Raw genomic sequence first — 24,992 nt, forward strand, 5'->3', positions numbered from 1 at the left:
TTTCGTCGAGGGGGCAATCACTCATCCAGCCGCTCGGTATACACCACCCACACGCTGCAAGGCATTTTGTACAACAAGTGCTCCACCGTACTGCCAACAAACCGCCCCAGCCCGCGATGGCCGATGCGGCCCATGACGAGCACGTCGATGTCAAAGGCATCGGCATAACGAGTCAGGACTTTGCTCGGGCTGCCCATGATCATGTGCCGTTGCTCGGGCGCGATGCCGTTGCGTTCGGCCAATTCGTTGAAGGCCTCCTCCTGACAGTCGAACAGAGTCTTGGCCTTGCCCGATGAGAAATACCCCGAGCCTTTATCGAAGCCGAATTCGTCGGAGGTGATGGAGGAAAGGTCATAGGCGTAGACCACGTCCAGCTCGGCATTACAGGCGCTGGCCAGTTTCGAGGCTTCGTGAAGGATCCGGTCGTTGAAGGTTTTGTAGTGATCATCGCGATGGAAGGGGTCGATCGCCGCGACGATCTTGCGAGGCAGGGCATTAACGGCATGACTGACGAAATGCAGTGGCACCGGGCATTCGCGCAGCAGGTGCACGTCGAGCGGGGTAAACATCAGCCGCGACAGCAGCGATTGGTGCTCCAGTGCCTTGATCAGCACGTCCATCGGTTGCTCTTTGAGGTGAATTAGAATCTCCTCCAGCGGGCGTTCGACCCACGCCACCTCGGTGGTGACGTGCACGCCGATCTTGCGCAAGGGGCGAGCCTGATCTTCAAGCCACTGGCGGTGGCGATCGACGTAGCCCAGGCGCATCTGTTCCAGGGCCTTTTCGTTGACCAGGCTGGCGGTCGCCAGGCCTTCCAGATAGTCGAACGCCACGATGTGCAGCGCCGCCCCTTCAGCCTTGGCCAGCGCCGCAGCCCGGTCGAAGGCGGGGCTGTGCTCCATCAGGGGCGAGGCGACCAGCATGAAGCGTGATTGTTCGGACATGACGAACCTCCCGTGCCTGAACGAAGAGACAGCGGTCCTTCAATCCCTAAGTATTGACCATGATCCACTTCCCGTAAGCCTGTAGAAGCTATGTAGAAGCTATGTAGGAGCTGTCGAGTGAAACGAGGCTGCGATCTTTTGACTTTGTTTTTTCAAGATCAAGATCAAAAGATCGCAGCCTCGTTTCACTCGACAGCTCCTACACAGCTCCTACACGGGGGAGGTGTCTGGTCTTTCAGACAACCTTGGCGCCCCGCGCCTCCAGCAGTTCGCGCAACACCGAACGGTGACAATGCGCCTCTTCCTCGCAATAGCAGCCGACGGCCAGCGAGGTTTGATGGGAGAGGGCGGCCAGCAGGTCCAGCAGCTGGTGGGGGGCGGGGTGGTTCATTTCGGCCTTGAACTTGCGTCGGAAGGCTTCCCAGTCTTTTGCATCGACCGCCGCTTTGGCTTCGGCAACCAGTTCCGCGCTGGGCGAGAGCAGCGGTTGCCAGACGTCGTAAAAATCACGGCTGGCAAACTCGGCCTTGGGCACGCCCCGGGGTGGGCGGCGTACCGTGCCCAGACGCAGGCCTTCGTCAGGCGTGCGGGGCGAACCGAGTCGAACGATGTGGATGGCCATGGCGTTACTTGTTTCGTGACCCGTCAAACCACTCCAGCGCCGTGCGCCAGATGCAGATGCCCAGGAAATAGGCCGACATCAGCAACCAAAGGCCCATCACCAGCGGATTGATGACCGGATGGTTGACCACCAGCGACAAGCTGCAAAGCAGCCAGATGGCGGTGACGGCGATGTTGATCGGCATGAATTTGCGCACGCGGAACGGATGAAGGAACTTCATGCGCGTCGCGGTCAACAATGCCAGGCCGATGACGGTGAGGAAGGTGATCCACGGCGACGGGGCGATGATGTACAGGCACAGGGCGACCACGTTCCACGCGGCGGGGAAGCCCTGGAAGTAGTTGTCCTTGCTTTTCATGTTGACGTTGCAGAAGCAGAACAGCGACGAGACCAGAATCAGCGACACGGTCAGCAGCAGCGTGTAGTCCGGCAACGGGATGTAGCGATAGATGAACAGGGCGGGAATAAACACATACGTCAGGTAGTCGATGACCAGATCGAGGATCGAGCCATCGAAACTCGGCAGCACCGACTGCACGTTGACCTTGCGCGCCAGCGCGCCGTCCAGCCCGTCGACGATCAAGGCGACGCCCAGCCACAGCAGGCAGTTGGTCGCCTGGTTTTCCAGCAGCGCGAGGGTGGCGAGGAAGGCAGTGACTACGCCGGTGGCGGTAAAACCATGGGCGCCCCATGCTTTGAGCCTGGCGATGTGTAAGGTGGATATCACGGGGGCGTTCTCCAAAAAGTGAAGCAAGCCAGTCATCACCCTCATCATTGAGGGCGGCGGCAAACCGGTTCGGTTGCAGGTATCGACCGGAAATCCGGGAATAAGGTTCACCGTCTGTGAATCTTAGCTGGATGGCAAAAAAATACCCCGGATAAATCCAGGGTACTCACGAACCGGGTTTCTGTGTATTTGATTCGCCTGTTCTGCCGATTTCACGTCAGCCAAACGGTGGTGGCGCATTCACAGGCGAGGACTATCGTTGCCTGACTGATTCACGCCTATCAAAGAGGACATCGTCATGAACACCAGCGATCTGCTCGAACAACTACTGCGGGCCGGCCAGGGCTCGATGTCACAACAGGGCGGCGGTGGCGCGGCGCCTCAAGGCGGGCTCGGCGGCCTCGGCGGATTGCTGGGTGGCCTGTTGGGCGGCGGGGCCGGATCAGGCATGGGCGGTGGTGGCCTGGGTGGTTTGCTCGGAGGTTTGCTGGGCGGCGGCTCACCGATGGGCGGCTCGACCCAGCGTCGATCCGGTGGCGGCACCAATTATGCGGCGCTGGCGTCCCTGGGCATGATAGCTTTTCAGGCGTATCAAGCGTGGCAGCGCAACCAGGCCGCAGCGCCGCAGCAGGCACCACGGACGGTCGATTTGTTGTCGGGCCCGGAAATTGAGGACCACAGTCACGCGATCCTGCGCGCGTTGATCGCGGCGGCCAAGGCTGACGGTCGGATCGATGACGCCGAGAAGCAGATGATCAGCACCGAAATCGGCCGTCACACCGATGACCCGCAATTGCAGCAATGGCTGGATGACGAAGTGGCCCGGCCACTGGATGCCGCGGATGTGGCGCAATCGGCGACTGATCCTGGCATGGCGGCGGAGATGTACCTGGCCAGCGTGATGCTGGTGGACGATCAGCGGGATGCCGAGCGCAATTACTTGGATGAGCTGGCGGCGGCGCTGAAGATTGAGCCCGAGCTGCAAGTGCATCTGGAGCAACAGGCCAAGGGCGGCGCGGCCTGACCGGTCGTTCCCGAAACAAGACCGACCATCCGAAGAAATGCCTGCTTTGCCCTGAACGCTAGAATTTACAGGGGGGATCACTTCAACGTGTCCTAACCAAGCGGGAGTACCACGATGAAAATCGTATCTTCGCTGGCGTTGGTGGTAGCAGTCGGGTGGATCTCTGGATGCTCAACCGTACCGGACAACCAGATAAGCACCGTTCCCCTGCACGCTACAACCGTGAATGCCGGGAATATCGCCCGACCCATCATGATGCCCGACGGCAATGCGACCGCATTCTGGTTCGCCGTCAGTGGCGAACCTAAGGGCAGCGCTTTACCCGGTCGTTTGTTGGCCTACATCTATCAAGGAAGCTGTTCGAACCTGGGTGAGAAACCGGCGTATGACCTGAACGACGGTCCGAACTCCCGGTTCTACTCGCAGGCGTCACTCCAGTACTTCTGGAAAAGCGCACCGGTCGCCATCGATACCCTTCGGGCCGGCGACTATGTGCTGGTGGTGCGTGAGAGCCCGGCTGATGGTCACCAGAATATTTTCTGCGGTGCCCTGAGCTGAGTAAAGTCGATACGTTCTTGTAGGAGCTGTCGAGAGAAACGAGGCTGCGATCTTTTGACTTTGATGTTTAAAAGCAAGATCAAAAGATCGCAGCCTCGTTTCACTCGACAGCTCCTACAGTCCCACAGGTCTACAGGGGTTTTGGCAGCAGGAAGATGACGCCGTATTCTTCGCCAATCTGCAGTATCCGGGGCAGATCCTGCGGCACCTTCAACCGATCCACCGCGGCAAAGAACTGACCGCCTCGCGGATCGGACACCACGCCGATCATTCTTGCGGTGGGGCTGATGTTTTTGTAAGCATGAATCGATCCACCTGGAATATGCACGTAGCCACCGGCCGAAATGGTGGTGGCCTTGCCCTCGACCGTCACTTCCACTTGTCCGTCGACGACGTAGAACGCTTCATCCCAAGGGTGATAGTGCAGCGGCGGACCGCCGCCTTGCACGCCTTCCTGGATATGCATTTCAAAAGGCTTGCTCAAGTCCCCGCCCGCGAGAATGGTGATGGCTTCTCCGACGACAGAGACAGGGGCGGGCGCCTTTTCGATGACGTGAACCGTTCGCATGATTGCTCTCCGAAAGGTGAGTCCCCACCCGCTGAGTATATTCACTGGCGTGCGCCCCCGGCACCTCGGCACAAGCCCGTTTGTCAGCGGGATTTCAACGTCGATTGAATTTTTCTCCGGCCCGATTGCTCTGCTGATGTAGAGACGTGTTGATTCAGCGTCCTGCCACTGGCCTTAGACCGAGAGAAGCGCCCATGACTGCCCTGACACGACTCGACTCCCAGCCTGCCCACGAACACGCGATTTCCATTGCCGGCAGCATGAAACAGACCTACGAACAGTTGTTGCTGAGCGACGATACCGAGCAACAACGCGCGCTCGCCCAGGCCTTCCTGCAGGTGCAGTTGCAACACGCTGCGGACCTGCCCGAAGAAATGCCCCGCGAGCTGTCGGCGCTGCAAGACTGGGTCGAGCGACACAGTGCCGACGTCGCTCGCCAATACGCCGACTACCTGCAACAACGCAAGGACGGCGGAGCGCGGCAGTTCTTCAGTAACAAGGCCCACGCGCTGTTTTTCCTGCAAGCGGTGGCCCCGACCAAACTGGTCGACGGTGCCTGGCTTTACGGCCTGTTGCGTCACTGGCGCGACCCGCGTTTCGAAGGGCTGATCTGCACCTATCTGGAAGAACTGGGCGACGGCAATCCGGCGCAGAATCACGTGGTGATTTACCGCAAGCTGCTCGCCGAGCATGGTTTGCAAGACACTGGCGTGATCGCTGACGAACACTACCTGCAAGGCGCGATACAACTGGCGTTGGGCGAATGCAGCGAGGAATTTTTACCTGAGGTGATCGGCTACAACCTGGGCTATGAACAGCTGCCGCTGCATTTGCTGATCAGCGCCTACGAACTCAGTGAGTTGGGCATCGATCCGTATTACTTCACGTTGCACGTGACCATCGACAATGCCAGCACCGGCCATGCGCACAAGGCGGTGCAAGCGGTGCTGGAGCTGTTGCCGCTGGAGGGCGATCGCGAAGACTTTCTGCGCCGGGTGGCGCTGGGTTATCGGCTTAACGACCTGGGGCAGGGCAGTCGCGCGATCATCGAATCGTTCGACCTCGACGCCGAGTTGCTCAACATGCTTGAGCGCAAACGTCCCTTCGGCCAGCACATGCACTCCGACTACTGCCGGTTTGAAGGCCAGACCGTCAACCAATGGTTGTCCTCGCCGGAGCAATTGCCAGGTTTCCTCGACGCCCTGCAAAACAAGGGCTGGATCAAGCGTCACCAGGACCCGCAAGACAGTCGTTTCTGGCAATTGATCGACGGTGACGGCGCGGCGATGTTCGGGGTGTTCAGCCCCTATGAAAAACAGCTGCTGCATGACTGGATCGCTGGCGACTGGACACCCGAGCGTTCAGGCGCTGCGGTTCGAACGGGCAAAAGTGTCGTCAGCGAAGCGCCAGTGCCGGTTAATGATCCGGATGTGCAGAGCCTGCAAGAATCGCTGGAGGGGCTTGATGCTGCCGAGCAGATGCAGGCGTTGATTACGTGGCTGTCGGCGCGCCGACATTCTCATCCTGCAGGATTGATGGCGACGCGGCGGTTCATCGAACTCAAATCCAGCCTTCGCTAAGGAGCTGCACATGAATCAGGAAGAACATTTGGACACGGCCGATCTGGCGCTGCTGCAATTGGGCCGGCGTTTGCAAGCCGACGGCTACCGTTTCATCACCCCGACACCGCTGACGCATCAGCGGGTCAATCAGCGTGCCGAAGGGCAGAATGCCCAGACCCTGCGCGACGTGTTCGGCTGGTCGCGCGCCTTCGAACCCGGTCTGCTGTCGGCGGATGAGCAACGGCAATTGCAACAGGCCGGCGTGCTCGAAGAACACGACTGCCGTTTGAAAAGCCGGGTGCGCTGGTCGAGCCTCGACGATCTGCTGTTCGTGCATTCGGGTTTCCCCACCGACGCAGCTGACGCGGTGTTCTTCGGCCCCGACACCTATCGCTTTGCGCAGTTGATACATGCCCACCTGCAACAGAATTTCGCGCCGATCCGGCGCGCGGTGGACATCGGATGTGGTGCCGGTGTCGGGGCCATTGTGATTGCCCGCGCACGCCGCGAAGCCGAAGTATTGGCCGTGGACATCAACCCGGCGGCGCTGCGTCTGACGGCGGTCAATGCGGCCCTTGCCGAAGTGGCCAACGTCAGCGTCGAGACCAGCGATGTGTTGCAGGACGTCGACGGCCAATTCGACCTGATCGTCGCCAATCCACCCTATATGGCCGACCCCGCCGAACGCGCTTATCGGCATGGCGGCGGCGCATTCGGCGCGCAACTGTCGCTGCGCATCGTCGAGCAAGCCTTGAATCGACTGGCCCCCGGCGGTTCCCTGGTGCTGTACACCGGGGTGGCGATGATCGAGGGGCGCGATCCGTTTCTGCAAGCCCTGACCCCGTTCCTGAAATCGCCACGGTTTGCCTGGACCTACCGCGAACTCGATCCCGACGTGTTCGGCGAAGAGCTGTTGACGGCCGGTTATCAACGGGTGGAACGCATCGCGGTGGTCGCGCTGATCGTCACCCGCAGTGGCCCCGGCATTGGGGGAAGCGTTGAAGCAGCAGGTGCGCCATGAGCAAAAACCTGGAAGATTACAACCGCATGCGCGACTTTTCGGCCACCTCGGAACCGGCCGCCGGTAAACGCTCGGGCAAAAAAGCGGGGAAGGATCATGCGTTGCAGTTCTGTATCCAGAAGCACGACGCCTCGCGCCTGCATTACGACTTTCGCCTGGAACTCGATGGCGCGCTGAAGAGTTGGGCGGTGCCCAAGGGCCCGTCGCTGGACCCCAAGGTCAAGCGCCTGGCCGTGCATGTCGAAGACCATCCGATTGACTACGCAACGTTCGAGGGCAGCATCCCCGAAGGGCATTACGGCGCCGGTGACGTCATCGTCTGGGACCGTGGCGTCTGGATTCCCCAGGGTGATCCGGCCGAGGCATACGCCAAGGGCAAGCTCAAATTCGAGCTGCAAGGCGAGAAGCTCGGTGGGTTATGGAACCTGGTGCGCACGCACATGCCGGGCAAGCAGGAACAATGGTTTCTGATCAAGCATCAGGACAACGCGGCAAAACCCGAAAGCGATTACGACGTGGTGGCCGCCGAGCCGGACAGCGTGCTCAGCGACCGGACCATCATCCCCAGCAAGTCAAAAGCGGCGGATAAACCCAAACCGGTCAAGAAACCCGCGCGCAAGGTCGCGCCTAAAGAATCGTCGGCGCAACTCACCGGGGCCCACAAAGCCAAACTGCCAGACCTGCTCAAACCGGAACTGGCGACACTGGTGGAGAAAGCTCCGGGCGGCCAGTGGAGTTACGAGATCAAGTTCGACGGCTACCGGATCATGGCGCGCATCGACCACGGCGAGGTCAAACTCTTCACCCGCAATGGCCACGACTGGACCCACAAGCTGCCCGCGCAAGCCGAGGCGCTGGCGGCGCTGGGGCTTGAATCCGCGTGGCTCGACGGGGAAATGGTGGTCGCCAACGAGCAGGGCGTGCCGGACTTCCAGGCGCTGCAAAATGCTTTCGAGTCGGGTCGCAGCGGCGCTATCGTTTACTACCTGTTCGACATGCCTTACCTCAACGGCGTCGATCTGCGCGAGGTGCCGGTCGAGGAGCGAAGGGTGGCGCTGGCGACGGTGCTCAATTCCAACAAGGACCCGTTGCTGCGCTTCTCCGACGCGTTCGGCGAAGAGCCGGAAGCGCTGCTCAATAGCGCCTGCCAGATGCAAATGGAGGGGCTGATCGGCAAGCGCCTGGGGTCGCCCTATGTGTCCCGGCGCAGCAGCGACTGGATCAAGCTCAAATGCAAACATCGGCAGGAGTTTGTGGTGGTCGGCTATACCGATCCCAAAGGTTCGCGAAATGCCTTCGGCGCCTTGCTACTCGGATTACACGACCGTGACAGCGGCGAGTTGCGCTACGCCGGCAAGGTCGGCACCGGGTTCAACGAAACCACGCTGAAAAACATCCACGAACAACTCAAACCCTTACAGGTAAAAAAGCCATCGGTGGTCAATCCGCCGACCGGATTTGACGCCAAGGGCGTGCACTGGCTCAAACCTGTGCTGCTGGCAGAAATCGCGTTCGCCGAGATGACCAAGGACGGTTCGGTGCGCCATGCGGTGTTCCATGGTCTGCGCGATGACAAACCGGCCAAAAACATCACCGAGGAGCGCGCGAAAGTGGTGAAGACTCAAGCGAAGAAACCGGCCGCCGCCGCTGAAAAGAAAACCGCCCAGACCGCGCCGTCGCAGATTGGACTGGGCGCGGGCAAGGTTCGCATCACGCACCCGGACCGGGTGATCGATGCCAGCAGCGGCACCACCAAAGTGCAACTGGCCGAGTATTACGCCAGCGTCGCGCAGTGGATTCTGCCCGAACTCAAGGACCGCCCGGTGGCTTTGGTACGGGCCCCGGACGGCATCACCGGCGAGCTGTTCTTCCAGAAAAACGCCGAGCGCCTCGCGATTCCGGGGATCACCACGCTGGACAAGGAACTCACCGGCCAACCGGTGATGATCATCAACAATGCCGAAGCCCTGATCGGCGCCGTGCAGATGAGCACCGTCGAACTTCACACCTGGAACGCCACCACGGACAACCTCGATAAACCTGATCGCTTCGTTCTCGACCTTGACCCGGACCCGGCGCTGCCCTGGAAAAGCATGGTCGAGGCGACTCAACTGACTCTTTCGGTCCTCGATGAATTGGGGCTCAAGGCCTTTCTCAAGACCAGCGGCGGCAAAGGCATTCACCTGGTGGTGCCACTGACTCGCAAGCTGGGTTGGGACGAGGTGAAGGACTTCAGCCACGCCATCGTCAGTCATATGGCCAAGCTGTTGCCGGAACGTTTTTCCGCGGTGTCGGGACCGAAGAACCGGGTAGGGCGGATCTTCATCGATTACCTGCGTAACGGGCTCGGCGCGACGACCATTTGCGCGTACGCGGCGCGCACCCGCGAAGGGATGCCGGTGTCGATGCCGATCTTTCGTGAAGAGGTAGGCGAACTCAAGGGCGGCAATCAGTGGAACATCCACAACGCCCATGAACGCCTGGCTGAAGTCGGCGATGAGCCGTGGGCCGATCTGAAGAAAACCCGGCAATCCATCACCGCCGACATGCGTCGGCGGGTCGGGATGAAGAAATGATTAACGGATGAACGCCTGCAAATCGGTACCCAGTTTGTCGATGGCCGCCTTGAAGTCCTTGGCGGTGATCTTCTGGCTGGCGTTTTCCAGAGTGCTGCCGAAGACTTTGCGTACTACCTTGGCCACGGTCTGATTGGTTTTGGCGTCGATGAACTCGGCTTCGATGAACAGCGTGGTGTCCTGATCCCGATGACCACTGGCAGCAGAAACACCGCCCACCACCGCAGCGACCGGAACCACTTCATACCACTTCATGCCTTCATTCTCGGCGGTTACCCCGGTGATTGCCGCGCGCATGATCAGGGTTTTCGAGCCTGGTTGTGCGCTGGTAACCACGCGATATCTCTGACCGAGAATGGATCTGGTCTTGGTGGTCATGTAGTTCTGGATGTCATCCAGGGTTTGCCGATTGACCCGTTCGTTGGGCTTTGGCGCCGGGTACAGTTCCAGCTTGTTGAACGCTACGGTGTCGTAGGCATTGGGGTTCCACGACGGACTCACCCAGCGCATCGCCTTCTCACCGCTGGTGGTGGTGACTTCCTGCAGGTTGTTGTAGTTGGACAGGTAGCCTGAGTACTGGTCTTTCTCAGTGACTTTTGACGTACACCCGCCGAGCAGCAGGCTGGCCAGTGCAGCGCCGATGAACAAATTTCGGGACAGGTTCATAGTGGTGTGTGCTCCATGGTTTGCATCGTGTTTACTCATGTTTGAGCATAGGTGGCTATTGTGAATATTCACTGCCAAAACGGGTGGTCAGCGTCGACCACCCGTAGATCCGGCGTTTTACTTGGCCATCTCGGCTCGCGCCGCTGCGATCTTGGCTTTGACTGAATCGAGGTTGAAACTCGCGCCTTTTTGCATTGGCGGGAACTCAATCGCGGTTTCAGCCAGTTTGGTCACCTGTTGCTGGACGAATACAAAACGCCAGAACTGAAACTTGAACCAGTCGAAATACTGCTGCGAACCTTGGGCAGCCTGGTTTTCCGGCCAACCCATGCGCTCGAACGGGTCAAGACGAAGGTTGGTCAGGATCGGTACATCGATCGCCACTTTGGCGCCCATCCAGCCGCCGGGTTGATCGATGAAGCGGTACTTGTAGTCATCGATGCGGACGGCACCCAGCGCGCTTTCACCAAAGTAGAAGATTTCATGCCGGTTCGACGGGCCTTTCCCGGTGATCATCGGTGTCTGGTCGTAGCCGTCCAGGTGCACCTTGTAGGTTTTATCGCCCAGTTGTTTGCCCTTGAGCAGTTCGTCGGTGATGTTGGGATTGCCCGCCGCCGCGACCAGGGTCGGGAACCAGTCCATGCCCGACATGATGCCGTTGGCCACAGTGTTTGTCGGTACTTTGCCCGGCCAGCGAATGATCGCAGGTACGCGGAAGCCACCTTCCATCACCGTACCTTTGCCCATGGCAAATGGCGTGGTGCCGCCGTCCGGCCAGGTGAAGTTTTCTGCGCCGTTGTCGGTGGTGAAAATCACGATGGTGTTGTCATCCATACCGTCTTTTTTCAGCTTGGCCATGACGTCGCCGACGATGTCGTCGAGTTGCGCCATGCCGGCTTCCTGCTCTGTCCAGCCATTTTGTGCATTGCGCATCGCTTCGTATTTGTCAGACAAGTGCGTGACGATGTGCATGCGGGTCGGGTTGAGCCAGACGAAGAACGGTTTGTTGTCGGTCTTGGCCTTGTCGATAAAGCTGAACGCCTTGTCCCGGATCTCGTCGTCCACCGTTTTCATCCGATCAGGATACAGCGTGCCGGCGTCTTCAATCTTCTGTTTGCCGACCTTGCCCCAGCGTGGCATCACCGTTGTGTCATCGGTGGCGGTGGCCCAGCTGTGAACCATGTTGCGCGGCCCGACGGTGGCCAAAAGCTCTTGCGGATAGTTGGGGTGCGCCGGGTCTTCCATGGCGTCGAGGTGATAGAGGTAGCCGAAGAATTCGTCGAAGCCGTGTACGGTCGGCAGAAACTCGTTCAAATCGCCCAAGTGGTTTTTGCCGAACTGGCCCGTGGCGTAACCCATGGATTTGAGCGTGGTAGCGATGGTGACCGCTTCGGCGGGAATACCGATAGGAGAGCCGGCTTGGCCGACCGTGGTCATGCCCGTGCGGATCGGCAGTTCACCGGTAATGAAATTGGCGCGTCCGGCCGTGCAGCTGGCCTCGGCATAATAGTCGGTGAAGCGCATGCCTTCAGCGGCCAGTTGGTCGAGGTTGGGAGTGCGGCCGGCCATCATGCCTTGGTTGTAGACGCCGATATTGGACCAGCCAATATCGTCGCCCATGATCACCACGATGTTCGGCGCTTTGTCGGCGGCTTGCGTGGTGAGAGGTAGAACCATTGCAGACAACAGCATCGACACCGCGAACAATCTGGATAGTTTTGTCTGGCTCATGTGAAGCTCCTGTGTACTAGCGTTAGTACCTTTAACAGGCCCCCCCCGACCTATATTTAAATATGTATCCCCCGCAAGAGAGTAGGTTTGAACTGTGAAATTTCCAGTAATAATTAACGGTGGTACTACCGTGTTTCACGGGGTTTACAGCGGAGTCGCAACTTGCAGGGTGACGACATCTGAATCAGGCAGACTTTGCCCCTAAGTTTTTACTGACTGATTTAATAGCGAAGGCACCAAACCGGGTATTACAGCGCAGGCGTCAGCGAGTCGCCGAAAATTAATCCGTTGTGGCGCTATTTCCATTGCTACGCTTTAAAACCTGACAGGTCTCTGCGGAGAACAAGCGATGTCACACCGTCTACAGCGTGTCCGGTTGTTCGTTTCCGGGTTGGTCATGTGCGTGTTTGCAGCTCCCTTGCTCGCGGCCCAACCTCCTGCCATGGATGCTCAAGTGAACCAACTGGAGCCCAAGGCGCTGGAGATCTTGAAGTCCATGAGTGCCAGGCTGGCGAGCACCCAGGGCATGAGCTTCAAAGCCATTACCACTTACGAGAAGCCCAGCCGGCTGGGGCCACCCCTGGCCTATAACACCGTGGCACTCGTCAATATGCAGCGGCCCGATCATTTGCGCGTATTGACCTCGGGCGACGGTGCGGCGACCGAGTTCTATTACGACGGCAAGCAAGCCTACGCCTATGAGCCGAAGGCAAACCTGCTGGCGCAAGCAGAGGCACCTCCCACCATTGATGCGACCCTTGAGGCGGCCTACCAGCGCGCGGCCATCTACTTTCCCTTTACCGACGTCATCGTTGCCGATCCCTACAAGGATCTGGAAAGAGACATGCGCCTGGCGTTTTACATCGGTCAGTCCACGGTGGTCGGCGACACCACGACAGATGTGATTGCCTACGCCAATGACGTGGTGTTTGTACAAGCCTGGATCGGTGCGCAAGACAAGCTGCCGCGCATGCTGCGTGCCGTGTTCCGTGACGACCCGACCCAATCCCGGCACCAGGTCGCGTTCAGTGACTGGAAGCTCGAATCGGCGCTCACTGCGGACTTCTTCAAACCCGAACATATCGAGAATGCACACAGGATCGAGTTTGCTCCGCCGCCCGACTTGCGTGCCCCGGCAGGGGTCAAGGCACCGGTCGCGAACCCCTGAGCGAGGAGGCTGCACCATGAACATATCTACGTTGAAATACGCTGGCCTGCTCGCCGCGCTGCTCAGTTGCAACCAGGCGCTGGCCTGGTCGCACGCGTCCAGTTTCGGTCGATCATCCGGCGGTGGTGGTTCCTGGAGTCACTCCGGTGAATACGGCTCGGCTTCGGGTGGCGGAGGCAGCTGGAGTGGAGAAAGCAATCGAGGCGGCTCGGCATCCGGCGGCGAAGGGAGCTGGAGCGGGTCAGGCTATCGTGGCGGCTCGGCCTCGGGTGGCGGCGGCAGTTGGAGCGGCACAGACGAAAGGGGCGGCACTGCCTCCGGTGGCGAGGGTTCGTGGCATGGCACCGGAGCCGAAGGTGGAACGGCGTCCGGCGGCGAGGGCGCGTGGCACGCCCAAGGTGAAAATGGCGCCACCGCCAGCGGCTACCATGCCGACGGATATGGTACGACGGCCTACCATCCGGCAACCTACGGCACCAGTTACTACCATCCACCAACCGCTGTCTATGCCAGCAGCGGTTGCTACAACTGTGGATACAACGAGGGCGTGAATCCCGCCGCGGCGGCAGCGGCAGGGGTGGTGGCCGGTGCTGCCGTAGCCACGGTGGACAATGGGGCTGCCAACAACAATGCCTACGGGGCAGGCTATAACGCCGGGATGGTGGCTTCTGCACCGCCGACCATGCCCATGGGCGCAACCTTCGCGAGCCTTCCCTCCGGATGTGAGCTGAGGACAGTTGCAGCGGGGACTTTTTATCAGTGCGGCAATTCGTGGGTGCGACCTGCGTACGGCGCCAACGGCGTGTTCTACACCGTCGTGCCGACGCCGTAATCAAGGCGCCGCCATACAGGCCGGCTCACCGATTGTGCTGTTGGCGCTTTTAGCTTTGGGGAACAACCCGGGCATCGTTCCCGTTGCCTTCGATGTAGACGTTCATGCCTTTGCTCAGCACAGGGTTGACTGGCTGAGTGACCGATACCAGCACGCCGCTTCTAACCCGAACGATGATCTGCTGCGCGTCCTTGGGTTGGTCATAACGCTTTTTCTCCGCGTAGTTGCCGCCCGCCGCACCGGCGAGAGCCCCGGCTACCATGGCGACATCGCGGCCGGTGCCGCTGCCTATCAGGCTGCCGATCCCGACGCCGGCGAGCCCGCCAAGAATGGCCCCGACGCCGCTGTCGTGATTGGTCTGCATCTGTGTGGGCGTGATCTGTTCGATCTTGCCAGAGCGGATCTCGGTCTCGCCGGCACCTCCGTTGCTGGAACCTACGGCGGCACAGGCACTGATCAGCAGACTGGCCAGTGCGATCGTTAGCCAGGAAACAGTCGTTTTCATTGCGGACTCCGTCTGCCAGGGAATGGTCGATTCAAACGCATCGCGTTACGTGAGAAAAAAGCCTAGCACAACATTTTCCAGGCGCTGTCGCACTTCCTGTTGCGTAAAGTGCGATAACCCCACACGGTAATGTAGGAGCCGTGTAGGAGCTGTCGAGTGAAACGAGGCTGCGATCTTTTGATCTTCGGCATTTTTGAAATTGCCAAAACAGGATCAAAAGATCGCAGCCTCGTTTCACTCGACAGCTCCTACACGGTTTGGTCATGACATGGGGGCGCTACTTGCCGGCGGCGGCTTGCAACAGCGGCGCCATCTGCGCATCGGTCAACGCCGCCTGAACCTCCATCTTCATGATGTCATTCCACTCCAGCACCCATTTCTGAACCTGTACCAGATCACTCGCCTCGGCTATGCCACAACCGCTTGAACCACCGACCGCGTGCCAGCGTCCGTGCATCTTCACGCCCTCAGGTGGAGCGCCTCCGGTCTTGAGGAAACGCTGGATGGCCGTGTTGCGATTTTCCGGACTGATGGACCAACTGACGATGAATAACATTTGCCACCTCCTGCTACGGATTGGCACCTGTTGGAGTACGCCACCTGGCTGGCGCCGGGACCACGATGGCGCGCCTGTTTGCAGCTTCATGTCCCCTGTGAAGGCATAGCAGTGCGCAGCGGTGCGTGTACGACCGCTGATCCTCTTTAAGGGCATTTTCAACAATTGAGCAACGCCGTGGCCGGCGTCTGTTTCACCAGCGAAACATCGGCAGTGGCTTGAGCGGGGAACGAAGAAATTGCCGCGCGGTTTGCCTGAGCAGCATCCCGTGAAAGCCATGATTAGGAAACGTCGACTTCACCGTTTTGATCCAGGCCCGTGGCAGCCCGAACGTCAGCAGGCCCAGGGACACATCAATCACATCAGCGCGCCGGAAAGGCTCGACGCTGAGGGCATGCTCGGCGGCGTAGGGGCGTATTTTGTGGTGTTCGAGGATCAGTGCCGCCACTTCGCTGCCCAAGTGCGACAGGTGTTGTTTGTCGAGATAGTCAGTGGCCTGGCGAACCGACGGTTCCAGGTAATCGATGGTTTGATCGGTCCAGATCCCCAGGTCGTGAAACGCCCCCGCAATCTGCACAGCCTCGGACGGCAGGCCTTCAATGCCGCAGATTGCGCGATAGAAGTTCAGCACGCGGTAGATGTGATTGCGATAGCCCGGCAGGTCAGCACCGATCGCCAGCGTGTAGGACGTGAGTATTTCGTCGGTGACGGGGAATTCGAGGATGAGATTCATGGGGCAGACCTCACGCATCGCGCAACAGGTCGTTGGCGTTGAGGATCTCGAAGGCAATTTCCGGGCGCTTTTCCAGGCTGCGGCGAATGGCGGCCGGGATCGACTGACGGGTCTTGCGGCACAGGCCTGGTAATTCGCCGAGGGTGATGCCGATGCCGCGCATGGTGCGGACTTCGTTGAAGCTGGGGACGATGTCCACGCGAATCCCCAGTTGTTCGTACATGCGATGTTGCAAGCGCTCGAGTTCGGCCAGGCTTTGCAGGTTCTCCAGTCGATCAAGCAGGCGCTTTTCTTCCTGGCGCGTCAGAAACAGGATGCGCACGTCCGCGCCCGGTGTTTCCAGCAACGGGTCTCGCCCGCAAATGCAGGCGCCGGGCGGGCAGGGGGAGCGGATCGGAACAGAGGTCGTCATGGGCTCTAATCATAGAGCCCACCCAACCCGTTTGCCCATAGGTCAATCGTCAGTCGGAACTATCGTGATCGTCCCACGCTCCGCGTCACCTTGCGCAAGACTCGAGCCTGGTGTCGACAGCGGAACGCATAGCGTCCCCGGCGGCATTCCCACGCGGAGCGTGGGAACGATCAACAGCAAGATCAACGGCATCGCGAGCAGGCTCGCTCCCACCTAAAACAGAACGGCTACTGATTGTTAGCAGACCTGGTTCAGATCGTTCCCACGCTCTGCGTGGGAATGCATCCCGTGACGCTCCGCGTCACCCTTGCGCAAGACTCGAGCCTGATGTCGACAGCGGAACGCAGAGCGTCCCTGGCGGCATTCCCACGCGGAGCATGGGAACGATCAACGGCAACGCTTTCTTAAGTGAACAGCATTAGTTCTGGGGCGGGATTTGTTTATTCAGATACGGAAGGCTTGTCGGCCTACCAGCAACCAATGGCCGTTCTTTTTCTGCCAGATCTGAAAGTTTTCGATTTCGGTCGGGACCAGCTCGGTGCCCTTGATCGCCTGGGCCGAGAAATGGGGGCGCACCACCTGGCAGAGTTTTATTGAAGTAGTGGCAAAACGACTCGGCACGACGTTCATCCGTGATGAAGGTCGTGCCGAGACGCAAGGGCGTTTGCATTTGGGTTTCAGGCCAGCATCGACAGCAAGATTCCTTGCCGGTCCAGTTTGGCCAGGTCGTCGAAACCACCGACATGGGTGTCGCCGATGAAAATCTGCGGCACGCTACGTCGACCGCTGCGCTCGAGCATTTCCTTGAATTTGCCAGGGTCCGATTGAACGTTGATCTCTTCGGTGGCGATGCCTTTGTTCGCCAGCAGCGCCTTGGCGTTGCGGCAATAGGGGCAGGTGTCGGTGGTGTAAAGCGTCACAGTGTTCATGGTGTGGTCTCCTCAGGTTGAAAGCGGCGATCAGGCGTCGATGGCAGGGAAATCGATGTCGGTCAGGGCCAGGTTGTTCAAGTAGTTGGTCAGGGTCTGCGAGGCGACGTGGGCGACCACCTCAATGATCCTGGCGTCGTCGATGCCGGCGGCGCGCGCCGCTTCAATCTGCTCGTTGCTCAAGTGGCCACGGCTTTCGGTGATTTGTCGGGCCAGTGCGGCAAAGGCATTGAGTTGACCTTGTCGGGCACTGAGGATGTCCTGCGCGGACAGCCCGGCCTTGCCGGCGAACAGCGTGTGCGCCGCCAGGCAGTAATCGCAGCCGTTGGCCTGCGAGGTGGCGAGAAACACCGCTTCCTTTTCAGTCGCACTCAGGGACGTCTTGCCCAGCGCCACCGACTGTTGCAGATAGGCCGACAGCACGGCGGGTGCATGGGCCAGTGTCTTGAAGACATTGGGCAAAAAGCCGATTTTCTTTTGCACACCCTCCAGCAGCGGGCGAGTGGCTTCAGTGGCGTTTTCGAGGTTCAGGGCAGTGATGCGGCTCATGGTGATACTCCGTAGATTCAAGCGCGTTGTGCGCTGGGTACGGGCTCCATGCTAAGGGGCGAGACTGGCTTTTAGGGTGCAAATCGTCGAGGATATGCGACAGATCGTCCAAATAAGTCGCCGGGAGCTGTTCCATGGATCGCTTATCCACCTTGCTTACGCATTTCGGCGTCAGTGCCGGAACCTTCCACAGCGGGCATTTTTGCGGAGCCACTGCGTTTGACGGCGAACAGGCCACCGGCCACCTGCATCTGCTTCAAGCGGGGGAACTGACGCTCAGGCTGGCTGATGATCGCGAGGTTCGGCTCGACCAGCCGACCTTGATTTTTTTCCCTCGCCCATACCGCCATCGCTTGTTCGCCCACGAAGCATCGGGCACGCAAGTGGTGTGCGCGTCCCTGGCCTTCGACGGCGGGGCGGGCAATGCCCTGGCGGCCGCGCTACCGGATTACCTGGTGCTGGGCCTCGACAGCGTGCCGACCCTGGCTGGAACGCTGGACTGGCTGTTCAACGAAGCCTTTGGCGGCACCTGCGGTCGCGAAGCGATGATGGACCGGTTGTTCGAACTGCTGGTCATTCAGCTGCTGCGACACATTCTGAGCAACCGCGAGCAAAGCCCCGGGATGATGGCCGGTCTCGCCGATCCACGTCTGGCGCGCCCCATGAGCCTGATGCACGACGCGCCGGCCAAGGCCTGGACCGTGGCCGAATTGTCGGCGGCGGCGAACATGTCCCGGGCTAGTTTTGCCGAACATTTTCGCCTGGTGGTGGGGCAGACGCCGGTCGATTATCTGGTGAGCTGGCGTATCAGCCTGGCGCAGAAACGCTTGCGTGAAGGCAAGTCCATCGCGCTGATCGCCGATGAAGTCGGCTATGAAAGCCCTTCGGCGCTGGCCCGGGCCTTTCGGCGTAAAACCGGTGTCAGTCCGCGCGAGTGGGTGCAGGAAGGTAAACGTCCACGGTGACCCTCGCGCCACAAGGATCTCAATCCGGCGGGCTGTTGGGGGATCGTGAGATAGACTCATCAACGGGCATCGAACCGTGGGAGTGGCAGCCGTGGCGCAATTCAAATGGACTCGCTGATCACCGCAGCAGCGCACGCACTCGCGGCGGGTGATCCGCTTGGCGCATTAAATCGGGTCGCCCTGCGCGACGACGCGCCGGCGCTGGCGCTGCGTGGGATCGCCATGGCGCAGCTTGGCGAGTTTGTTCGGGCAAAGGAGCTGGTCCGACGCGCCGCCCGCGCTTTCGGTCCGAAAGAGCCGATGGCCCGCGCGCGGTGTGTGGTGGCCGAGGCCGAAATCGCCCTGGCTTCACGGGACTTGGGCTGGCCGGTGAAAGCGCTCGAAGCGGCGCGAGTGACACTGCAAGCCCATGGCGACTGGGTCAACGCCGCCCACGCGCGGTATTTGCAGGTTCGCCGCTTGTTGTTGATCGGGCAACTGGAGGAAGTCGAAGCGTTGCTCGCCGAGCTTGACCCAGCGCCATTACCGCCCGCATTGCGAGCCGCCCATGAGCTGGTGGTGGCAGGCATCGCGATGCGCCGGCTCGAGACGACGAAGGCCCGATCTGCGCTTGAACGGGCCGAACGCGCCGCGCTCCAGGCTGGCATTCCTGCACTGACCGCCGAGGTCGAAAATGCTGCCCATCTGTTGAACAGCCCGGTGGCGCGACTGATTGCTCAAGGCCAGGAACGACCCTTGTTACTCGACGAAGTTGAAGCACTGCTCGGGTCAACGTCACTGGTGGTCGATGCGTGCCGTTACGTTGTGCGGGGCGCCGGGATGTCGGTGTCCCTCGCCACGCGCCCGGTGTTGTTCACCCTCGCACGGGCGTTGGCTGAGGCTTGGCCCGGCGAGGTGGCGAGGGAAACACTCATCACTCAGGCCTTTCGCTTGAAGCTTGCGGACGAGTCGCATCGCGCACGGTTGCGTGTGGAAATTGGCCGGCTGCGCGCGGCGCTCAAACCGCTGGCGGGTGTCACCGCGACCAAGCGCGGGTTCGCGCTGCAACCTCAGGTTGCCGACGACGTCGTGGTGCTGGCCAGACCGGTCGAAGAACCGCAAGCAGCGCTGCTGGCCTTTCTCGCCGACGGCGAGTCGTGGTCCAGCTCGGCGCTGGCCCTGGCGCTGAACACCGGTCAACGCACCGTGCAGCGGGCTCTCGATGCCCTGGCGGCGTCTGGCAAGGTGCAATCGTTTGGTCGCGGGCGAACCCGGCGCTGGTTGACGCCGCCGATGCCCGGTTTCGCGACGACTTTGTTACTCACCCCTTGGGCGCCGGGTGATTAGGATCCACCTCACCACCCCTGTGACGAGGACGCAGACATGAAACACTCAGCAGCTGAAATCATCCGCGAATACGGCCCGTTTCCGGGCGTCGACCACGTGCATGGCGTGTCTTATGACGGCCACAACGTCTGGTTTGCCTCTGGAGAAAAACTCAACGTATTCGACCCGGCAAGCGGGCAGACACTGCGCTCTATCGATGTCGCTGCCCATGCCGGCACCGCGTTCGACGGCCAGCACCTGTATCAGATCGCCGAGGATCGCATCCACAAGATCGACCCGCAGACCGGCCGCGTCCTCGCAACGATTCCCGCGCCAGGTGGCGGAGGCGACTCGGGCCTGACGTGGGCGGAAGGGACGCTTTGGGTCGGCGAATATCGCGATCGCAAGATTCATCAAATCGACCCCGACACCGGCAAAGTGCTGCGCACGCTCGAATCCAACCGCTTTGTCACCGGCGTGACCTGGGTCGAAGGCGCGCTGTGGCACGGCACATGGGAAGAGGAAGAAAGTGAATTGCGGCGTATCGATCCGAAAACCGGCGAGGTCCTGGAAAGCGTGGTGATGCCGCCAGGCGTCGGCGTGTCGGGACTGGAGTCCGATGGCGCAGACCGGTTTTTCTGTGGCGGTGGCAAGAGCGGCAAGGTGAGGGCCGTGCGCCGGCCCGTCGCCTCTTAGAAGGTGAACTGACGCGAAGACCGAGGTGCGTTCCGGGCCATTTCGATCTCCAGCAGGTGATCAGCCAGCACGTCGCTCAGAAACCGGAACTGATCGTTCAGCCCGACCACTTCGTTGTTGAAGTGGTTGGCGGCTGCCGGTATCAGCAGGGCCTCGAAGCCCTCGTCGAACACCAGTGACAGCGTTTTGCGAGAGACGGATGTTTGCGAATAGTAGTTGTTGCCGAATACCGGAAAACTCACGGCGAGATTGACGGAGTGGATCATGAGGTGCGCTCCTCGGCCAGGACAATGTATGAAAAAGCAGTCAGCGTAACGGCCGTCAGGGCCAGGCAGGTCAGCAGATGGATCAACATGGTTTTCCCCTCCGATGTGGGGTTTCGCCTTTGGATGGGTTGATCCTGCGCCAAGCGGTTTTTTAGCGGAAGGCAATCATCGCGATGGTGAATATCGATAAAGATGATGGTGTCTTCCAGGGCTCCATCGCGGGCAAGCCCGCTCCCACATTGGAACGCGGTGAACTGTGGGAGTGGGCTTGCCCGCGAAGAGGTCCTTGAGAAAGCAATCAATCCAAAGCGAACAAACCCCCGCACCTATACTCAAAATAAATAGGCTTTTCGTGCGCCGGACATACCGTTCGGGGATCACTGTAGGAAACCGCGATCTTGAACCTGCGTTCGCTGATCGTCGCCGTGATGGTGGTGTTGGCGGGTTGCGCCACGTCTTCGCATGCCCCGGTGGTCGCGCCGGTTGTGGTGGTGTCCGAGAGCACCTGGCGCCAGGTGGATCGCGAAATTGTCGCTGCCTCCCAGTCCGCCACCGAACAAACCAAAATCTACTCGCGCGGGGCCATGGAATACTGGCGAACCCGGGTTTACGAACTGACCGAAGAAAACTTCATCCCCTGGTTCAGCAGTTACTGGACCCAGGAATGGCTGTCGATGAAGGTCAGCTGGTACACCCTCAGCGCCAAGGGTGAGCAGGATGCCTCGGCCACGCGCCTGGCGGCCTATCTGCTGGAGCAATATCAGGAACGCGTGTTGGCGCCAGTCGCTGTGGAGATCGATCCCGACGCGATTCTCGGCCAGGCCACGGCGTTCTACGTCGACATTCTTCAGGAAGAGCTGCAGAAGATTTCCCAGCGCCACGGCGTGCCGATGGAGCAACTTAACGCCCGAATCCAGAAAATCCCCGCCATCGCCCTGGGACCGCCGCCGGCCCGGGATGCTTCGCTGTACCAAGTGGTGCATACGCAACCGCTGAATACATTGCCGGCCTACGCGGCGCTCATCGACAAAATCCACAAGGCGGGCGGCGACAAAGGCGTGGGGTCGACCGACACGGCGATGGCACCCGTGGCCAAGCGCGCCAGCCAGCGAATGGAAGCCGAAATGGCTCCGCGCGGCGCCGCCAGTGCGGTAGCGGCGGCGGCCGGCAAACTCGCGGGAGGTTTGATTACCGTGGGAGTGGCGGGGATCCGCGCGATGCTTCAGGCCAGCGACCGGCCAGACAGCGAGGCGCTGATTCGCAGCAGCCTGGGCAATACATTCGATAAAGCCTGGTTGAAACTGGTGCAGAACCCGACGACCGGCGTGATGGCCGGCACGTTGTACATGGCGGGGCAAATTGAGGGCAGTTTGGCAGGCAGTGCCGATGTACCGTCGGTCAGCTCGGGCCCTGGTGCTGTCGAATGGCGCGCGCCGGAATCGACTAACCAGCAGATCGACCCTCAACCCCCCGCAGGAGAATGACCATGTCTTACGTCGATGGTTTTGTCGCGGCCGTACCGACCGCCAATCGCGAAAAATTCAAGAAACACGCCGAAACCGCCGCCGCGATTTTCAAGGAAAGCGGTGCGCTCAGCGTCACCGAGTGCTGGGGCGATGACGTGCCTGATGGCAAGCTGACCTCGTTCCCCATGGCGGTGAAACTCAAGGAGGATGAAACCGTGGTGTTTTCCTGGATCGTCTGGCCGGACAAGGCCACCCGCAATGCCGGCATGGACAAACTCATGAACGATCCGCGCATGCAGCCCGACACCAATCCGATGCCGTTCGATGGTCAGCGGTTGATCTTTGGTGGTTTCGAAATAATCGTCAAAGCCTGACGCCCGCGGCAGGATCATTCCGGAGTCGGGGTGATCCTGCAGCTCTTGCGATTGCGGATTTCAGTGTCCGTCGGTCGTTCCCTGACAAACTCGAAACGCGGCTCGCCTTCGCTGTAATGCACCAGCCAGCCCCATTCCAGCTCGGCTTCATCCTGGCCGGGTTTCGGTGGCACGGCCCACCATGGCTCTTTGCTGATGATCTGTCGCATGGCCCCCTCCACTGATTCGGTTGCTTGAACTATAACTTGCCTGTCAGGAGGTGCCAGGTATGAGCGACGAATCCCATGAACCGCTGAAACGGCTGTTTTTTGCCCTGGATTGTGCGCCGGCCCAGCGTAAGTCCATTGCTCAGTGGCGTAGCGCGCTGCAGCTTCGCAACGGTCGCCCGGTGCCTGCGGAAAACTTCCACCTGACGTTGATGTTTTTGGGCGCTGTCGAGGTGGCGCACATCGCCGAGATCTGCACGGCGGCTTCCAAGGTTCGCGTCCCCGGTGTGCCCTTGAGGGTGGCGCTGGATCGGCTGGATGTCTGGCGCAAGGCCGGGGTGTTGGTGCTGGCGCCGGAGCAGGCATCGCCAGAATTGCTGCGACTGGTTTACGGCCTGGAACAGGCGATGTTGCCGTTTGGCTTCGAGGATTCGCCGAAGGAGTTTCGGCCGCACCTGACGTTGATGCGTGACTATCGGGTGCCGGTGCCTGAATCCGCGACACCGCCCGAGTTTTTTCTGCGGGCCGATCATTTCACGCTGTTCGAATCCCATAAGGGCCGGTATCGGGCACTGGCGCAATGGCCGCTCGCGCTCCCATAAAAAAAGGCGCCCGAGGAGGGCGCCCAAATTCACCTGAACCGAGAGGAAGCCAGGTGAGGCCGTTCTTGACAGGAGTGCAGCGGTGGTAAGGCGCTGCGTGAACGGAAAACGTTGTCACTGACCACTGACCACTGACCGTTTGATCGTTCCCACGCTCCGCGTGGGAATGCCTGCACGGACGCTCCGCGTTCGGCTTTGGAAGGGACGCGGAGCGTCCCGGGCTGCATTCCCACGCGGAGCGTGGGAACGATCAGTTGATCAGCGATCAGCGATCAGTGGATCAGTGGATCAGTGGTGAATCATTTGCCGAGCTTCACCCGCGTCCAGCCTCGGGTCATCACTCGCTGAATACCAATCGGCATGTCCGGGATCGCATACAACGTCGCCATCACTTCCTGCGACGGATACGACCCTGGATCATCGCGAATCGCTTCATCCACCAAGGGCGTCGCCGCCGCGTTGGCATTGCTGTAGCCGATGTTGTTGGTGATCTCGGCAATGATGTCCGGGCGCATCAGGAAATTCATGAACAGGTAGGCGTTCTCGACGTTCGCCGCATCCCGAGGGATGGCGACCATGTCGTAAAAACTGCCGGCCCCTTCCTTGGGGATGCTGTAGTCGATCTTCACCTTGTCGCCCGCTTCCTGAGCGCGGGCCTTGGCCTGCAGCACGTCGCCGGAGTAACCGACCGCGACGCAGATGTTGCCGTTGGCCAGGTCTGAGATGTATTTCGACGAATGGAAGTACGCCACCGACGGCCGAATCTTCATGAACAGCGCTTCAGCTTCGGCGATCTGGCCTTTGTCCTGAGAGTTCACCGGATAGCCCAGGTAGTGCAGGGCGGCCGGCAGCATCTCGGTCGGCGAGTCCAGGAAGCTGATCCCGCAGGCTTTGAGCTTTTGCGAGTTTTCCGGTTTGAACAGCAAGTCCCAGGAGTTGGTCGGCGCGTTCGTGCCGAGCACTTCCTTGACCTTTTGCGGATTGAACCCGATGCCGATCGAGCCCCACATGTACGGGAAGGCGTGACCGTTATCCGGGTCGCTGGCGGAGGCGTTCTTCAACAGCACTGGGTTGAGGTTTTTCCAGTTCGGCAGCTTCGACTTGTCCAGCGTCTGATAGACGCCAGCCTTGATCTGCTTGGCCAGGAAACTGTTGGACGGCACCACGATGTCGTAGCCGGATTTGCCCGCGAGCAGGCGTGCCTCAAGGGTTTCGTTACTGTCGAACACATCGTAGGTCACGCGGATGCCGGTCTCGTCTTCGAATTTCTTGACGGTGTCCGGGGCGATGTAATCCGACCAGTTGTAGACGCGCAGTACCTTGTCATTGGCCTGGGCGCCCGTAGCCATTGCGCCCAATAAGGACAGTGTCAGCAGAGTCCTGCCAAACATTTTCATCGGTACAACTCCATTCTTTACGCAAAGCGTTT

General features: G+C 60.2%; 28 protein-coding genes and 1 pseudogene. 13 read left to right on the forward strand and 16 right to left on the reverse strand.

Annotated features, from left to right (window positions below; genetic code table 11):
• Nucleotides 1-17 precede the first annotated feature (17 nt).
• The 3 genes from BLQ41_RS17785 to pcsA form a co-directional block, all read right to left on the reverse strand.
• Nucleotides 18-944: a universal stress protein gene (locus BLQ41_RS17785; RefSeq protein WP_090182862.1), complete on the reverse strand. Its 927-nt coding sequence runs from the start codon at nt 942-944 to the stop codon at nt 18-20.
• Between the two features lie 235 nt (nt 945-1,179).
• Nucleotides 1,180-1,566: a DUF488 domain-containing protein gene (locus BLQ41_RS17790; protein ID WP_090182863.1), complete on the reverse strand. Its 387-nt coding sequence runs from the start codon at nt 1,564-1,566 to the stop codon at nt 1,180-1,182.
• Nucleotides 1,567-1,570: 4 nt separating this feature from the next.
• Nucleotides 1,571-2,293 (reverse strand): phosphatidylcholine synthase, encoded by a 723-nt coding sequence (pcsA, locus tag BLQ41_RS17795; protein ID WP_090188645.1) that lies wholly within the window; start codon nt 2,291-2,293, stop codon nt 1,571-1,573.
• Nucleotides 2,294-2,591: 298 nt separating this feature from the next.
• Here pcsA and BLQ41_RS17800 point away from each other — a divergent pair, with 298 nt between their 5' ends.
• Nucleotides 2,592-3,317, forward strand: a complete 726-nt coding sequence (locus tag BLQ41_RS17800) for a tellurite resistance TerB family protein (protein ID WP_090182865.1) — start codon at nt 2,592-2,594, stop codon at nt 3,315-3,317.
• Between the two features lie 114 nt (nt 3,318-3,431).
• Nucleotides 3,432-3,875: a hypothetical protein gene (locus BLQ41_RS17805; protein WP_090182866.1), complete on the forward strand. Its 444-nt coding sequence runs from the start codon at nt 3,432-3,434 to the stop codon at nt 3,873-3,875.
• A 130-nt stretch (nt 3,876-4,005) separates the two neighbouring features.
• On the opposite strand, the gene BLQ41_RS17810 is transcribed toward BLQ41_RS17805, so the two are convergent.
• Nucleotides 4,006-4,443: a cupin domain-containing protein gene (locus BLQ41_RS17810; protein WP_090182868.1), complete on the reverse strand. Its 438-nt coding sequence runs from the start codon at nt 4,441-4,443 to the stop codon at nt 4,006-4,008.
• Between the two features lie 194 nt (nt 4,444-4,637).
• On the opposite strand from BLQ41_RS17810, the gene BLQ41_RS17815 reads away from it, so the two are divergent.
• Genes BLQ41_RS17815 through ligD form a run of 3 tightly spaced genes read left to right on the forward strand, consistent with a single transcriptional unit; the run spans nt 4,638 to nt 9,602 of the window.
• Entirely contained in the window at nt 4,638-6,023 is a 1,386-nt protein-coding gene (locus BLQ41_RS17815) for an iron-containing redox enzyme family protein (protein WP_090182869.1), read from the forward strand.
• A 10-nt stretch (nt 6,024-6,033) separates the two neighbouring features.
• A complete protein-coding gene (locus BLQ41_RS17820; RefSeq protein WP_090182871.1) occupies nt 6,034-7,026 on the forward strand; it encodes a methyltransferase in 993 nt (330 codons plus the stop codon).
• Complete coding sequence (gene ligD / locus BLQ41_RS17825) at nt 7,023-9,602, forward strand: DNA ligase D (protein ID WP_090182873.1); 2,580 nt, start codon at nt 7,023-7,025, stop codon at nt 9,600-9,602. The genes BLQ41_RS17820 and ligD overlap by 4 nt, the downstream gene beginning before the upstream one ends.
• Here ligD and BLQ41_RS17830 read toward each other — a convergent pair whose 3' ends face one another.
• Nucleotides 9,603-10,268, reverse strand: coding sequence for a DUF3313 domain-containing protein (locus BLQ41_RS17830; RefSeq protein WP_090182874.1), 666 nt, complete (start codon nt 10,266-10,268; stop codon nt 9,603-9,605). It lies immediately after the preceding gene.
• Between the two features lie 117 nt (nt 10,269-10,385).
• A complete protein-coding gene (locus BLQ41_RS17835) occupies nt 10,386-11,999 on the reverse strand; it encodes an arylsulfatase (protein ID WP_090182876.1) in 1,614 nt (537 codons plus the stop codon).
• 349 nt (nt 12,000-12,348) lie between these two features.
• Here BLQ41_RS17835 and BLQ41_RS17840 point away from each other — a divergent pair, with 349 nt between their 5' ends.
• Both BLQ41_RS17840 and BLQ41_RS17845 read left to right on the forward strand, forming a co-directional pair.
• A complete protein-coding gene (locus tag BLQ41_RS17840; RefSeq protein WP_090182877.1) occupies nt 12,349-13,167 on the forward strand; it encodes a DUF2092 domain-containing protein in 819 nt (272 codons plus the stop codon).
• Nucleotides 13,168-13,183: 16 nt separating this feature from the next.
• A complete protein-coding gene (locus tag BLQ41_RS17845) occupies nt 13,184-13,999 on the forward strand; it encodes a hypothetical protein (protein WP_090182879.1) in 816 nt (271 codons plus the stop codon).
• Nucleotides 14,000-14,048: 49 nt separating this feature from the next.
• Here the strand turns inward: BLQ41_RS17845 and BLQ41_RS17850 are convergent, their stop codons facing one another.
• From BLQ41_RS17850 to BLQ41_RS17880, 7 genes and pseudogenes are all read right to left on the reverse strand, one after another.
• Entirely contained in the window at nt 14,049-14,504 is a 456-nt protein-coding gene (locus BLQ41_RS17850) for an outer membrane lipoprotein (RefSeq protein WP_090182880.1), read from the reverse strand.
• A 277-nt stretch (nt 14,505-14,781) separates the two neighbouring features.
• Nucleotides 14,782-15,060, reverse strand: a complete 279-nt coding sequence (locus BLQ41_RS17855; RefSeq protein ID WP_090182882.1) for a DUF3303 domain-containing protein — start codon at nt 15,058-15,060, stop codon at nt 14,782-14,784.
• A gap of 193 nt (nt 15,061-15,253) precedes the next feature.
• Nucleotides 15,254-15,793 (reverse strand): HD domain-containing protein, encoded by a 540-nt coding sequence (locus tag BLQ41_RS17860; protein WP_090182883.1) that lies wholly within the window; start codon nt 15,791-15,793, stop codon nt 15,254-15,256.
• 10 nt (nt 15,794-15,803) lie between these two features.
• Nucleotides 15,804-16,205 (reverse strand): hypothetical protein, encoded by a 402-nt coding sequence (locus BLQ41_RS17865; RefSeq protein WP_090182885.1) that lies wholly within the window; start codon nt 16,203-16,205, stop codon nt 15,804-15,806.
• A 444-nt stretch (nt 16,206-16,649) separates the two neighbouring features.
• Nucleotides 16,650-16,784 (reverse strand): annotated as a pseudogene (locus BLQ41_RS17870) (nuclear transport factor 2 family protein); the annotation flags it as partial.
• A gap of 98 nt (nt 16,785-16,882) precedes the next feature.
• Nucleotides 16,883-17,134, reverse strand: coding sequence for a glutaredoxin 3 (gene grxC, locus BLQ41_RS17875; RefSeq protein WP_090182886.1), 252 nt, complete (start codon nt 17,132-17,134; stop codon nt 16,883-16,885).
• 30 nt (nt 17,135-17,164) lie between these two features.
• Nucleotides 17,165-17,683 carry a carboxymuconolactone decarboxylase family protein gene (locus tag BLQ41_RS17880; protein ID WP_090182888.1) on the reverse strand — a complete coding sequence of 173 codons (519 nt, stop codon included), beginning with the start codon at nt 17,681-17,683 and terminating at the stop codon, nt 17,165-17,167.
• A 134-nt stretch (nt 17,684-17,817) separates the two neighbouring features.
• Here BLQ41_RS17880 and BLQ41_RS17885 point away from each other — a divergent pair, with 134 nt between their 5' ends.
• The 3 genes from BLQ41_RS17885 to BLQ41_RS17895 all read left to right on the forward strand — a co-directional run bounded on the left by BLQ41_RS17885 (nt 17,818) and on the right by BLQ41_RS17895 (nt 20,649).
• A complete protein-coding gene (locus BLQ41_RS17885) occupies nt 17,818-18,648 on the forward strand; it encodes an AraC family transcriptional regulator (RefSeq protein WP_090182890.1) in 831 nt (276 codons plus the stop codon).
• 105 nt (nt 18,649-18,753) lie between these two features.
• Nucleotides 18,754-19,974, forward strand: a complete 1,221-nt coding sequence (locus BLQ41_RS17890) for a helix-turn-helix domain-containing protein (protein WP_090182892.1) — start codon at nt 18,754-18,756, stop codon at nt 19,972-19,974.
• A gap of 36 nt (nt 19,975-20,010) precedes the next feature.
• Nucleotides 20,011-20,649 (forward strand): Vgb family protein, encoded by a 639-nt coding sequence (locus tag BLQ41_RS17895; RefSeq protein ID WP_090182894.1) that lies wholly within the window; start codon nt 20,011-20,013, stop codon nt 20,647-20,649.
• Here BLQ41_RS17895 and BLQ41_RS17900 read toward each other — a convergent pair.
• Nucleotides 20,646-20,915 carry a hypothetical protein gene (locus BLQ41_RS17900; RefSeq protein ID WP_090182896.1) on the reverse strand — a complete coding sequence of 90 codons (270 nt, stop codon included), beginning with the start codon at nt 20,913-20,915 and terminating at the stop codon, nt 20,646-20,648. The two genes, BLQ41_RS17895 and BLQ41_RS17900, sit on opposite strands and share 4 nt — an antisense overlap.
• Before the next feature lie 398 nt (nt 20,916-21,313).
• Here BLQ41_RS17900 and BLQ41_RS17905 point away from each other — a divergent pair, with 398 nt between their 5' ends.
• Together BLQ41_RS17905 and BLQ41_RS17910 are read left to right on the forward strand one after the other, a co-directional pair.
• Entirely contained in the window at nt 21,314-22,399 is a 1,086-nt protein-coding gene (locus BLQ41_RS17905; protein WP_090182898.1) for a hypothetical protein, read from the forward strand.
• Between the two features lie 2 nt (nt 22,400-22,401).
• A complete protein-coding gene (locus tag BLQ41_RS17910) occupies nt 22,402-22,755 on the forward strand; it encodes a DUF1428 domain-containing protein (protein ID WP_090182900.1) in 354 nt (117 codons plus the stop codon).
• Nucleotides 22,756-22,769: 14 nt separating this feature from the next.
• On the opposite strand, the gene BLQ41_RS17915 is transcribed toward BLQ41_RS17910, so the two are convergent.
• Entirely contained in the window at nt 22,770-22,964 is a 195-nt protein-coding gene (locus BLQ41_RS17915) for a hypothetical protein (protein WP_090182901.1), read from the reverse strand.
• A 59-nt stretch (nt 22,965-23,023) separates the two neighbouring features.
• Between BLQ41_RS17915 and thpR the strand changes: the two genes are divergently transcribed.
• Nucleotides 23,024-23,563: an RNA 2',3'-cyclic phosphodiesterase gene (gene thpR, locus BLQ41_RS17920; protein ID WP_090182903.1), complete on the forward strand. Its 540-nt coding sequence runs from the start codon at nt 23,024-23,026 to the stop codon at nt 23,561-23,563.
• 299 nt (nt 23,564-23,862) lie between these two features.
• On the opposite strand, the gene BLQ41_RS17925 is transcribed toward thpR, so the two are convergent.
• Nucleotides 23,863-24,960 (reverse strand): polyamine ABC transporter substrate-binding protein, encoded by a 1,098-nt coding sequence (locus tag BLQ41_RS17925; RefSeq protein WP_090182904.1) that lies wholly within the window; start codon nt 24,958-24,960, stop codon nt 23,863-23,865.
• Between the last annotated feature and the right edge of the window lie 32 nt (nt 24,961-24,992).

This window comes from Pseudomonas arsenicoxydans, from assembly GCF_900103875.1.
In the GTDB taxonomy this organism is placed as follows: domain Bacteria; phylum Pseudomonadota; class Gammaproteobacteria; order Pseudomonadales; family Pseudomonadaceae; genus Aquipseudomonas; species Aquipseudomonas arsenicoxydans.